Origin of the sequence: Streptomyces siamensis, from assembly GCF_039543605.1 — a bacterium.
GTDB classification, from domain to species: domain Bacteria; phylum Actinomycetota; class Actinomycetes; order Streptomycetales; family Streptomycetaceae; genus Streptomyces; species Streptomyces siamensis.
On sequence record NZ_BAABKB010000034.1, the window covers coordinates 115047 to 127656 of the forward strand.

The following is a 12610-nucleotide window of genomic DNA, read 5'->3' on the forward strand; positions in this document are numbered from 1 at the left end:
TGAGGACCTTCGCCATGAACACCCCCGCCTCCGACGGCTTCCGTATGCCCGCCGAATGGACCCCGCACGAGCGGACCTGGATGGCGTGGCCGGGCGCCAACCCCACCTTCGACGACCCCGACGACCTCGCCCGGGCCCGGGAGGCCTGGGCGGCGGTGGCCCGCACGGTCCGCCGCTTCGAACCGGTCACCGTCGTGTGCGGCCCCGGGCAGTCCGCCGAGGCGCGGGCACTGCTCGGCCCGGACGTCGACACCGTCGAGCGCGAACTCGACGACGCGTGGATGCGGGACATCGGCCCCACCTTCCTCACCGACGGCAAGGGTGCGCTCGCGGCCGTGGACTGGACGTTCAACGGCTGGGGCGCCCAGGACTGGGCGCGCTGGGAGCACGACGCGAAGGTGGGCGCGTACGTCGCCGACCTGGCCGGGGCCCGTACGTACGCCTCGAAGCTGGTCAACGAGGGCGGCGCGATCCACGTCGACGGCGAGGGGACGGTGCTCCTGACCGAGACCGTGCAGCTCGGCCCCGAGCGCAACCCCCACTGGTCGCGCGAGCAGGTCGAGGCGGAGATCCACGCCCACCTCGGCACCCGCAAGGCGATCTGGCTGCCGCGCGGACTGACCGGCGACTATCCGCCGTACGGTTTCGGCACGCTGGGCCACGTCGACATCGTCGCCGCCTTCGCGCGCCCGGGTGTGGTCGTCGTCCACTCCCAGCAGGACCCGGCCCACCCGGACCACGAGGTCAGCAAGGAGGTCGTCGGCCTGCTGGGCGCGCAGACCGACGCGCGGGGCCGCCGGCTGGAGGTCGTCGAGGTGCCGGCCCCGACGGTCCTGGAAGCCGACGGCCACTGGGCGGACTACTCGTACATCAACCACTACCTGTGCAACGGCGGTGTCGTGCTGTGCGGCTTCGACGACCCGCGCGACGAGATCGCGGCAGGGATCTTCCGGCGGCTGTTCCCGGAGCGGACGGTGACGCTGGTGGACGCACGTACGATCTTTGCCGGGGGCGGTGGCATCCACTGCATCACCCAGCAGCAGCCGAGGATCTGAGACCCGGGAGTCGCTCGTGGCCGAAAGCCGCACACCGCGGAGGAAGAACGCTCCGCCGCGGGAGGATGTGCTGGCCGTAGCCATGGACATGATTGCCGAGCGCGGTCTGGAGAAGCTGACCATGGCGGCGCTCGGCCGCGAGGTGGGCATGAGCAGCGGCCATCTCCTCTACTACTTCCACTCCAAGGACGAACTCCTGCTGCGGACCCTGGAGTGGAGCGAGGGCCGTCTCGGCGCGGAGCGCGCGAGGCTGCTCACCCGGGACGCGCCCGCCCGCGAGCGGCTGGACGCGTTCGTCGACCTGTACGTCCCCGACGGCCACCGCGACCCGCACTGGACACTCTGGCTGGAGGTCTGGAACCGCTCGCAGAACGCCGACGAGGACGCCCGGGAGCGGCAGGTCGCCATCGAGGGCGCCTGGCACCGGGACCTCGTTGCGCTCCTCGCCGAGGGCATCTCGCGCGGCGAGTTCCGCGCCGTGGACCCGGACCGCTTCGCCGCCCGGCTGCGCTCCCTCCTCGACGGCTTCTCCATCCATGTCGCGATCGGCCTGCGCGGCACCGACCGGGCGCACGTTCTCGGCCATGTCAGGGAGTTCCTGGACGAGTCGCTGGGGCGGGCGGGGCACCCGGACACCTGATCGGGGCCTCAGGGCTCCTGGGCGCCACCGGAGGCGGGCCGGCGGGTGGCGACGGGTTCGTGCGCCGACCTGCGCGGTGTCCACCGTCGAGTAGCCCGCTGTTCGCATCCTGAGACGCCCGGTGAGCAGAGGGGCGGTATGTGCCAGACTGCCCCCGTGCTCTCGTTCGCCATGATTATTGGCAGCAGGCGCGCCGGTCCGCAGTGACCGCCTCGTACCACCACGTACGGGCGGACACCGTCGTCCTCGACCCGCGCGCAGACCTCTCGCACCCGCGAGAGGTTTTTCGTTTTCCTGGCCCACCTCAAGCCGGGAAGGGAGCGCGAGGGACCATGGGGGGACGGTGGAGCCGGTCATTCCGGTAGACCGAGATCCAACATCAGGAGCCAGAGACCATGACGGAAACCAGCGAACTCGACGATTCCTTCCACGTCTTCGACACGACCCTGCGCGACGGCGCGCAGCGTGAGGGCATCAACCTCACCGTGGCGGACAAGCTGGCCATCGCACGGCACCTGGACGACTTCGGGGTGGGCTTCATCGAGGGCGGCTGGCCCGGCGCCAACCCGCGCGACACCGAGTTCTTCGCCCGCGCCCAGCAGGAGATCGACTTCAAGCACGCCGAGCTCGTGGCCTTCGGCGCCACCCGCCGGGCCGGCGCGAAGGCTTCGGAGGATCCGCAGGTCAAGGCGCTCCTGGACTCGGGCGCCCAGGTGATCACCCTCGTCGCCAAATCCCACGACCGCCATGTCGAGCTCGCCCTGCGCACCACCCTCGACGAGAACCTGGCGATGGTCCGCGACACCGTCTCCCACCTGCGCTCACAGGGCCGCCGCGTCTTCGTCGACTGCGAGCACTTCTTCGACGGCTACCGCGCCAACCCCGCCTACGCGAAGGCCGTCGTCCGCGCGGCGTCCGAGGCCGGCGCCGACGTCGTCGTCCTGTGCGACACCAACGGCGGCATGCTCCCGGCACAGGTCCAGGCCGTCGTGGCCACCGTCCTCGCGGACACCGGCGCCCGGCTCGGCATCCACGCCCAGGACGACACGGGCTGCGCGGTCGCCAACACCCTCGCCGCCGTCGACGCGGGCGCCACCCACGTCCAGTGCACCGCCAACGGCTACGGCGAGCGCGTCGGCAACTCCAACCTGTTCCCCGTCGTGGCCGCCCTCGAGCTCAAGTACGGCAAGAAGGTGCTCCCCGAGGGAGCCCTGCGCGAGATGACCCGCATCTCCCACGCGATCGCCGAGGTCGTCAACCTCACCCCCTCCACGCACCAGCCCTACGTGGGCGTGTCCGCCTTCGCGCACAAGGCGGGCCTGCACGCGTCCGCCATCAAGGTCGACCCGGACCTGTACCAGCACATCGACCCCGAGCAGGTCGGCAACACCATGCGGATGCTGGTCTCCGACATGGCGGGCCGTGCTTCCATCGAGCTCAAGGGCAAGGAGCTCGGCATCGACCTCGGCGGGGACCGCGAGCTGGTCGGCCGTGTCGTCGAGCGGGTCAAGGAGCGCGAGCTCGAGGGCTACACCTACGAGGCCGCGGACGCGAGCTTCGAACTGCTGCTGCGCGCGGAGGTCGAGGGCAGGCCGCTCAAGTACTTCGAGGTCGAGTCCTGGCGCGCCATTGTCGAGGACCGCCCGGACGGGTCCCACGCCAACGAGGCCACGGTCAAGCTCTTCGCCAAGGGCGAGCGCATCGTCGCCACCGCCGAGGGCAACGGCCCGGTCAACGCGCTGGACCGCGCGCTGCGCGTCGCCCTGGAGAAGATCTATCCCCAGCTCGCCAAGCTGGAGCTCGTCGACTACAAGGTCCGCATCCTGGAGGGCAAGCACGGCACGTCGTCCACGACCCGCGTGCTCATCTCCACCTCCGACGGCACCGGCGAGTGGTCCACGGTGGGCGTCGCCGAGAACGTCATCGCGGCGTCGTGGCAGGCCCTGGAGGACGCGTACACGTACGGCCTGCTGCGGGCCGGCGTGGAGCCGGCGGCGTAGGCACCCCGAAGGTCGGAGGGGCCGGGGAGGGCCCCTCCGACCTGTCGGACGGCGGGCGCGGCGCGCACGGCGACCGGACGTCGTCGCGCCGGCGCCCGCACGGTCCTACTGGAGCCGCCACTTCTGGTTGGCCGCTCCCGTGCAGGACCAGATCTGCGCCCGCGCCCCGTTCGCGGACGAGTTGTCCGTCACGTCGAGGCACTTGTTCGCCGCGGCGTTCACCACGTCACCCGTGGACGCGTCGTACGACCACTGCTGTGCCCCCGTGCCGTTGCAGTCGTACAGCTGCACCTTGGCCCCGTCGGCTGTGGAGCCGCCCGTCACGTCGAGGCACTTGCCCAGCGCCCGGACGGAGCCGTCCGTCTGCACGGTCCAGTTCTGCGCCGAGGACCCGTTGCAGTCGTAGAGCTGCACCGCCGTGCCGTTCGCGGACGAGCCGCCCGCCACGTCCAGGCATTTGCCGGCGAGTCCGACGAAGGCCCCCGACCGACTCCCGCCGCCCGACTGCGTGCCCGACCAGGTGAAGGTCGCCGACGTCCGGCCCGGCAGCGAGTAGGTGGCGTGCTGGCCGCCCCAGTTGACGGTCACCGTCTTCGCGGACGACGCCTCGTTGTACGCGATCAGCGCCTTCGACCCGTCGGGATTGCGCCAGGCCACGTTGGGCACGGCGGAGGACGCCGTGGAGGCGATCCGCTGCGCTCCGGGCCGCACGAACTTCGTCAGGTGCCCCATCGTGTAGTACTCGATCGTGTAGTCGACGGTCCCGCTCGCCCCGTCCCCGTTGTGCACCGTGATCAGCCCGGAGCAGGTGCCGCAGCCGCCGTTGTGGGGGCCCCGGTTCTGGTCCACGGCAAGCGACCACTTGGTCACCGACTTGGCCCAGTTCCGGGTGTAGTCGACGATGTTGAGCATGTCCTCGCGCTGCTGGTCGGCGATCCAGGTGCCACCGGAGTGCTCGGTGCCGAAGGCGTCGAGGCCCGGGTACTGGTTGTGCACGCTCGTCTGCTTGCCGACGTCGCCGCCGTACCCGTGCCAGGCGATGCCGCCGAAGTTCGGGTGCGAGCGGACCGCCGCGTCGTCCACGGTCTGCGCGGCGTACGCGTCGTACACGTCCCAGTTCCAGTCGTGCGCGAGGACCTTCGTGGAAAGACCCGCCGCCTGGAGCTTGGGCAGCAGCTCGCTCTTGGTGAAGTAGGCGAGCCCCGAGGCGTTCCAGCTCATCGAGGGGTAGCCCGAGCAGCACGTCGGCTCGTTCTGCGCGGTGACGTACGCGACGGGCACGCCCTGGTCGCGGTAGGCCTGGAGGTACTTCACGAAGTACGAGGCGTACGCGCCGTAGTCCTCCGCCTTCAGCCAGCCGCCGTTGAGCTGGCCGCTGTCCTTCATCCACGCGGGTGCCGTCCACGGCGAGGCCATCACGGTCAGGGACGGGTTGAGCTGGAGCGCCTGCTTGGTCAGGGGCACCACGTCCGCGAGGTCGTGCGCGATCGAGAACTTCGACAGCGAGGGGTCCGTCTGCCCGGCGGGCACGTCGTCGTAGGTGTAGCCGTACCGCGCGAGGTCGGAGGCGCCCATGGGGTTGCGCAGGAACGACAGCCCGATGCCGTCCGTCGGCGAGAACAGCTTCCGCATCGTGGCGTCCCGCGTGCTCTGCGACAGCGCTCCACTGCTGTTCATCAGCCAGGCGGCGGTGTCCGTGAAGGACGCGCCGCCGCCGGTGAAGGTCTGGAACCGGGTGTTCTCGTCGACGGTGATGTTCTCGCCGCTTCCGCCGCTGCCGGACTGGAAGGCGAACGGCGTCTGGGCCTGGAGCCCGCGCACCACGTGCCGCCCGCCGGCGTCGTCGGTCGTGGTCAGCCAGGCGGTCACCTGTTCGCCCGCGGCCTGCGCGGGCACGGTGCCGACGGCGGTCAGCCCGGCGGTCGTCAGCAGCCCGGCGACGAGCAGCCGGGCCGCCCGGATGGATCTCCTCATGGCGCGCCGCCCTTCTGTGTGGGGGTGGGGGACGGGGCGTGCGAGCCGTGAGTAAATGACGGCTTCGGGTGCGCGTCAAGGGGGTGCGCGTTCAGTTTCCGAAGGAACAACTCCCCTGATCCGGCCGTGAGTTGTGTGTGTACCGGTTCTGGCGTGAAGTCTTGACGGCTGCCTGGGGCGCCAGTTAACTCACGCCGTGATCTAAGTCGTAAGAGGAGTGTACGAGTTCAGTCCCCGCACGGAGAGAGTCGAGGGAAGGTCCATGCGAAGAACCGCCCTGCTCGTGTCCGCCGCCCTGCTCACCGGACTGCTGCCGCTGGCCTCCGCGAGCGCCGCGGCAGGCGCCGACGAGCCGGCCCCCGTCCCCGTCGACCGCTTCGAGGGCGAGGTGCCCTTCGCCGGCCAGCCCGCCGACGGCATCTTCACCTGGGGGAGCGACTCCGACGACCCGCCCCGGCTCGCTCTGACCGCCCGCACCGACGCGCCCGAGGGCGACAAGGTCCTCACCGGCTCCTACGACATCAGCGGCTACGGCGGCTTCACCCACGACTTCGCCGCCGCCCTGCCCGCCCACGACTGGTCGGCCCACAAGGGCATCCGCTTCTGGTGGGAGGGCCGCGGCAGCGGCAAGAAGATCAGCTTCGAGATCAAGGACGGCGGAGCCCACGGGGAGGCCTCCGAGCTGTGGACGACGTCCTTCGCGGACGACTTCACCGGCTGGAAGCAGATCGAGATCCCCTTCACCGACTTCACCTATCGCACGGACTACCAGCCCGTCGGCGGCATCGACCAGGTGCTCGGCCTCACGCAGATGTGGGGGTACGCGGTCACCCTGCCGGTCGGCGTCAAGGGCGAGTTCGCCATGGACGGCGTCGAGCTGTACGGCAAGGCGGACCAGTCGCTGCGCGCCTCCGTGACCACCGACGCCGCGGTCCACCCGGTGAAGGAGGGCGGCACGGCGGACGTGCGCGTCTCGGTCGCCACCACCGGCTCCGCCCCGATCGACGAACCGGTGACCGTCGCCTACGAGAGCACGGGCGGAACCGCCGATCCGGACAAGGACTACACCCCGGTCAGGGGGACGATCACCTTCCCGGCGGGGACCGTCTCGGGCACCTCCCGGACGATCCACGTACGGACGCTGAAGGACCGGTCCGCCGAACCCGCCGAGACGATCCCCCTCAAGCTCACCGTCACCGGCGCCAAGGCTCCCGCCGAGAGCCCGCAGGTGGTCGTCGACGCCCACGGCCTGCCCTACCTCGACCCGAAGCTGCCGGTGCGGAAGCGGGTCGCCGACCTCGTCTCCCGGATGTCCCTGGAGGAGAAGGCCGGCCAGATGACCCAGGCCGAGCGCGGCGCGGTGACCGCACAGGGCGACATCGCGGCCTACGACCTCGGCTCGCTCCTGTCGGGCGGCGGCTCGACCCCCACGCCCAACACCCCCGCGGCCTGGGCGAAGATGATCGACGGCTTCCAGCTCAGGACGCAGGCCACCCGCTTCCAGATCCCGCTGATCTACGGCGTGGACGCGGTGCACGGCCACAACAACCTCGTCGGCTCGACGATCATGCCGCACAACATCGGCATCGGCGCTACCCGTGACCCCGAACTGGCCGAACGAACCGGCGCGGTGACGGCCTCCGAGGTCCGCGCCACGGGCATCCCGTGGGACTTCGCGCCCTGCCTGTGCGTGACCCGCGACGAACGCTGGGGCCGCTCCTACGAGTCCTTCGGTGAGGACCCGGCGCTCGTGCAGTCCATGGAGACGGTCATCCAGGGTTTCCAGGGCCGGGCGAACGGCTCCGACCTGGACCGCGACGACAAGGTCCTGGCCACCGCGAAGCACTTCGTCGGCGACGGCGGGACCGAGTACGGCTCCTCCACGACGGGGACGTACAAGACCGACCAGGGTGTCACCAAGGTCACCCGGCAGCAGCTGGAGGCGGTGCACCTCGCGCCGTTCGGGACCGCGGTCGACCGGGGCGTCGGCACGGTCATGCCCTCGTACTCCTCGCTCGACATCCTCGGGGACGGCCAGGGCGCGGTGAAGATGCACGCCCGCGCGGACATGATCAACGGTGTCCTCAAGGGCCGCATGGGCTTCGACGGCTTCGTGATCAGCGACTGGAACGCCATCGACCAGCTGCCCGGCGACTACGCCTCCCACGTCCGCACGTCCGTGAACGCGGGCCTGGACATGATGATGGTGCCGTACAGCTACAAGGACTTCACCGCCACCCTGATCGACGAGGCGAAGGCTGGCCGGATCAGCGGCAAGCGGATCGACGACGCGGTGTCGCGCATCCTGACCCAGAAGTTCCGGCTGGGTCTGTTCGAGCACCCCTACGCCGACACCGGCGGGGCCGCGGACATCGGCTCGGCGCAGCACCGTGCGGTCGCCCGCCAGGCCGCCGCCGAGTCGCAGGTACTGCTGAAGAACGACGGCGGCCTGCTGCCCCTGAAGAAGTCGCAGAAGGTGTACGTCGCCGGCTCCAACGCCGACGACATCGGCAACCAGACCGGCGGCTGGACCATCACCTGGCAGGGATCGTCCGGAAAGATCACGGACGGCACGACGATCCTCGACGGGATGAGGCGCGCCGGCGGCGACGTCACCTATTCCAAGGACGCCTCGGCGCCCACCGCCGGCTACGACGTCGGTGTGGTCGTCGTCGGCGAGACCCCGTACGCCGAGGGCGTCGGCGATGTCGGCAACGGCAACGACCTGGAGCTGACCGCCGCCGACAAGGCCGCCGTGGACAAGGTGTGCGCGGCCATGAAGTGCGTGGTGCTGACCGTCTCCGGACGGCCGCAGCTCATCGGCGACCGGCTCGCCGAGACCGACGCCCTGGTCGCCTCCTGGCTGCCGGGCACCGAGGGCGACGGAGTGGCCGACGTGCTGTACGGCAAGCGGTCCTTCACCGGGCAGCTGCCCGTCACCTGGCCGAAGTCCGAGTCCCAGCTGCCGATCAACGTCGGTGACACGGCCTACGACCCGCAGTTCCCCTACGGCTGGGGCCTCACCACGCTCACGAAGGTCCCGGCCGGCGGCTCGGCGACCCTGCGGGCCCTCGCCCTCGTCGCCACCGCGGCGGACCGGGCCGGATCGGCCGCGGCGGGCCGCCCGGCCGTGACCAAGGCACGCCTCCTCGTCCAGCAGAGGATCGGCACCACGATCACGCCCGCGACCGCCAAGCCCTTCGCGGACGCCGATCACCTCCTGCTGACGGGCCACTACGCGAGCGCGGTGGCGAAGCTGAAGGAGGCGTACGAGGCGGCCGGCTGACACCCGGGTGCGAGAACGGCGGGGGCGTCGGGGGACGGAGTGCCCGGCGCCCCCGCTCCCTGTCCGCCCGGGCCCGTTCCTGGTCCGGGCCCTGGACTGGTGCGGGCCCGGACCGGCCAAGGCCGACGCCTGTCCACCACGCCCGCTCCCCGTCCGGGGCACCGCCTGCCCATCGGGCCCTCCCCGTTCCGCACCCGTCGTCGGTCCACCGGGCCCGCTCCTCGTTCCGAGCCCCGCACCGATGCCCAATTCGGTGTATTTCGGGTAGCTTCGAAGACATGAAGCCCGCTCGCACCCGAGGTCTGCCGGGATGGCGGGGTCTCCCGGGACTGCTCGTCGCGCTGGTTCTCACCGCCCTGGCGGTCCTCGCGACCGGCATCTCCCGCGCCCAGGCGGCCACCGACGTGGACACGGTGGCCGCCGCCCTGCGTCAAAGCCCCGTGTACGTCGATCCCGCGGCCTCCGCGCAGCTCCCCAAGGCGGACGCCGACGCCCTGGCCAAGAAGATCGAGGACGCGGACAAGCCCGTCTTCGTGGCGGTCCTCCCGGCCGGGTTCCCGTCGCAGAGCCTCTTCCAGAACCTGCGCACCGCCACCGGTATCACCGGCCTGTACGGGGTCCGGCTCGGCGACCGCTTCGACGCGCGGGCCGACGCCGCGGTGATGTCCCGCACCGCCGTGCAGAACCTCGTCACCAGCGTCCAGGGCGAGGACACGAAGACCCAGCTGAACGACTTCACGGACCGCGCGCTCGCCAACATCCGGGGCTCCGCCCCCGCGAGCTGGGACAGCGGTTCGGCGGGCGGCGGCGTTTCCACGGCCGCCCTGGTCACCGTCGCCGCGGTGGTCGTGGCGGGCGGCGCGGGCGCCTACACGATCGTCCGCCGCAACCGGCGCCGCAAGGAGGAGGAGCGGCGGGCGGCGCTCGACAAGCTGCGCGTGGTCGTGGACGAGGACATCACGGCCTTCGGCGAGGAACTCGACCGGCTCGACTTCCATCCCGCGGAGGCGGGGGCGGACGACGCGATGCGCGCGGACTACGAACGCGCGCTGGACGCCTACGAGCAGGCGAAGTCGTTCATGGCGGCGGCGACCCGGCCCGAGGACGTCAGCGCGGTGACACAGGCACTGGAGGACGGCCGGTTCTCGCTCGCCGTGCTGGCCGCACGCCGTGAGGGCCGCCCGCTTCCCGAGCGTCGCGCCCCTTGTTTCTTCGACCCGCGACACGGCCCGTCCGTCGCCGACGCGACATGGACGCCGGCGGGCGGCGCGCCCCGCCAGGTGCCGGTCTGCGCGGCGGACGCGGCCCGGCTGGCCGACGGGGTGTCCCCGGCGGTCCGTGAGGTCGAGACCGAGCACGGACGCCGTCCGTACTGGGACGCGGGTCCGGCGTACGGCCCCTGGGCGGGCGGCTACTTCGGCGGCGGCATCCTGCCCGGCCTCCTCGTCGGCACCCTGCTCGGCAATGTGATGGCCGGCCCCACGTACGCCTCCGACTACGGCGTCGGGTACGGCGACTTCGACGGCGGTTACGACGGCGGCGACGTCTCCGGCGCCGACTTCGACCCCGGCGACTTCGGCGGTGGCTTCGGGGACGGCGGAGGCGGCGACTTCGGCGGGGGAGGGGACTTCGGCGGCGGCTTCTGAGCCGCGCCTGCGGCCCCGCCCGACTGCCGGGCGGGGCCGGAGATCACTTGAACGCCGCGGCGTTCCGTCCCGCCCAGTGCGTGAAGGCGTGTCCGGGCCGGCCGAGGAGCCGCTCCACGTCGGGGCTCACCCGCTGTTCCTCGGCGACCGGCGTGCCCAGGATGTCCAGGGTGGTGTCCGCCACCGGCTCGGGCATGAACCGCAGCATCTGCGTCCTGGCCTCCTCGCGGGTCTGCTCGACGAACCGCACCGGCTCCCCGACGGCGTCCGCGATCGCCGCGACCTGCTGCCGGGGCGAGACCGGCGCCGGGCCCGTCAGCTCGTAGGTCGTGCCCGCGTGGCTCGGTTCCCGCAGGGCGAGAGCGGCGACCTCGGCGATGTCGAGCGGGTCGACGGTCGGCAGCGCGACGTCTCCGAAGGGCGCCCCGGCCGTCCGCGCCGCGCGGACCGTACCGGCCCACGCCAGCGTGTTGGAGTGGAAGCCCGCCGGCCGGAGGAGGGTCCACTCCAGCCCCGAGCGCTTGACCGCCTCCTCCTGCCCGGGCGGGTGACGACGCGTGCCGACCCCTTGCGAGGAGAGGAGGACGACGCGCCGTACGCCTCCGTCCCGAGCGGTGTCGAGGACGCCGGACAGGTCCCCGCCCGACGCCAGGAATTCACCGGTGACCAGCAAGAACAGTGCCTCGGCCCCGTCGAACGCGGTCCGCAGGCTCATGGGGTCGGCCAGGTCGGCCCGGACGTGCCGCACCCCCGCCGGCAGGTCCGCCGCGCCCGTCGCCGAGGTGCCGCGCGAGACCGCCGTCACCCTCTCGCCCGCCGTGTTCAGTGCCCGCACGAGCGGCCCGCCGACGTTGCCCGTGGCTCCCGTCACCACCATCATGATTGCTCCCCTTTGCCGTGTCGGCAGGTCTGCCGGTCGGTTTCGACCGGTTCCTGCCGTTTCTCTCGGACAAAAAGAAAGCTACCGTCCTTGGCATAGTAGGTACCTAGAGGAAAGTAATGGAGAGAGGGGCTCATCGTGACCGACGCCACATCCCGGCCGGCCGCCGTCGACGTCGACCCCGAGGCGGCCTGCCCGATCGCTCCCGTCGTCGACATCGTCTTCAGCCGCTGGACCACGCCCATCCTGTGGGCACTGCACGAGTACGGACGGCAGCGCTTCGTGGAACTGGAGCGCCGCATCACCCGGATCACGCCCAAGGTGCTGACCCAGCGGCTGCGCCAACTGGAGCGCGACGGGCTGGTCGTGCGCACCTATCACCCCGAGGTCCCGCCACGGGTGGAGTACGAGATCAGCGAGCTGGGCCGCAGCCTGGCCCCCCTGTTCGCGACGCTCGCGGAGTGGGCCGCGGTCAACCTGGACAAGGTCGAGGAGGCCCGGGGCGCCTACGACGCCGGCTGAGCCACCGACGCTCAGGCGTCGGGCAGTCGGAGCCACTCGCTCCAGGAGAGGTCACGTCCGATGAACCGGGGCCGCTCGAAGGGCCAGGCCTCGGCGATCCAGCGCGGCACGAGCGCGTCCAGATCGCGCTCCAGCGCGCTGCCGACGCGGGCGTCCACGACCCACCAGGAGATCTCGGCGTCGGCGCCGGCCTTCTCCGGCGGATCGATGTAGACACATCCGTACTCGGACGTGCCCGCGTCGTCGAACAGCACGTAGTTGAAGGACTGGTGGGCGGCGATCTCCGCCTCGTGCCGCCGGAGGTCCTGGAGGTTCGCCTCGTACGTCATGGTCTCGGCGGGCCATCCCCAGGCCTGGCCGAAGACGGACCAGAGCCGGTCGCGCGACCCCATGACGGCCGGGTAGTCGATGGCGGCGTCCGCGCCGGTGATCGGGCGCAGGTGATGCCCTCCGGGCACGTCGACGCGCAGCGGGTGGACGAAATCGGCGGGCAACCAGGTCATGCCCGGAGGCTAACGGCCGGGCGGAGCGCCACGCACCGGGTTATCGGCCGCGACGCCGAGCCCCGCCGCGACGCCGGACCCTGCGCAGCGGCGGGGCTCGGCGT

General features: G+C 71.6%; 9 protein-coding genes. 6 read left to right on the forward strand and 3 right to left on the reverse strand.

The window, feature by feature from the left end; genetic code table 11:
- Positions 1-14 precede the first annotated feature (14 nt).
- The 3 genes from ABEB03_RS35755 to cimA all read left to right on the forward strand — a co-directional run bounded on the left by ABEB03_RS35755 (position 15) and on the right by cimA (position 3695).
- Complete coding sequence (locus ABEB03_RS35755; protein ID WP_345657050.1) at positions 15-1055, forward strand: agmatine deiminase family protein; 1041 nt, start codon at positions 15-17, stop codon at positions 1053-1055.
- Between the two features lie 82 nt (positions 1056-1137).
- A complete protein-coding gene (locus ABEB03_RS35760) occupies positions 1138-1695 on the forward strand; it encodes a TetR/AcrR family transcriptional regulator (RefSeq protein WP_345657051.1) in 558 nt (185 codons plus the stop codon).
- A gap of 395 nt (positions 1696-2090) precedes the next feature.
- Positions 2091-3695 (forward strand): citramalate synthase, encoded by a 1605-nt coding sequence (gene cimA / locus ABEB03_RS35765; RefSeq protein WP_345657052.1) that lies wholly within the window; start codon positions 2091-2093, stop codon positions 3693-3695.
- A 105-nt stretch (positions 3696-3800) separates the two neighbouring features.
- On the opposite strand, the gene ABEB03_RS35770 is transcribed toward cimA, so the two are convergent.
- On the reverse strand, positions 3801-5669 hold the full coding sequence (locus ABEB03_RS35770; RefSeq protein ID WP_345657053.1) for a lectin: 1869 nt from the start codon (positions 5667-5669) through the stop codon (positions 3801-3803).
- A gap of 262 nt (positions 5670-5931) precedes the next feature.
- On the opposite strand from ABEB03_RS35770, the gene ABEB03_RS35775 reads away from it, so the two are divergent.
- Positions 5932-8955: a glycoside hydrolase family 3 protein gene (locus ABEB03_RS35775; RefSeq protein ID WP_345657054.1), complete on the forward strand. Its 3024-nt coding sequence runs from the start codon at positions 5932-5934 to the stop codon at positions 8953-8955.
- Between the two features lie 278 nt (positions 8956-9233).
- A complete protein-coding gene (locus ABEB03_RS35780) occupies positions 9234-10601 on the forward strand; it encodes a hypothetical protein (protein WP_345657055.1) in 1368 nt (455 codons plus the stop codon).
- 43 nt (positions 10602-10644) lie between these two features.
- Here ABEB03_RS35780 and ABEB03_RS35785 read toward each other — a convergent pair whose 3' ends face one another.
- A complete protein-coding gene (locus ABEB03_RS35785) occupies positions 10645-11481 on the reverse strand; it encodes an NAD(P)H-binding protein (protein ID WP_345657057.1) in 837 nt (278 codons plus the stop codon).
- A gap of 138 nt (positions 11482-11619) precedes the next feature.
- On the opposite strand from ABEB03_RS35785, the gene ABEB03_RS35790 reads away from it, so the two are divergent.
- Positions 11620-12003: a winged helix-turn-helix transcriptional regulator gene (locus ABEB03_RS35790; RefSeq protein ID WP_345657058.1), complete on the forward strand. Its 384-nt coding sequence runs from the start codon at positions 11620-11622 to the stop codon at positions 12001-12003.
- 11 nt (positions 12004-12014) lie between these two features.
- Here ABEB03_RS35790 and ABEB03_RS35795 read toward each other — a convergent pair whose 3' ends face one another.
- A complete protein-coding gene (locus tag ABEB03_RS35795) occupies positions 12015-12506 on the reverse strand; it encodes an N-acetyltransferase (RefSeq protein WP_345657059.1) in 492 nt (163 codons plus the stop codon).
- Positions 12507-12610 lie beyond the last annotated feature (104 nt).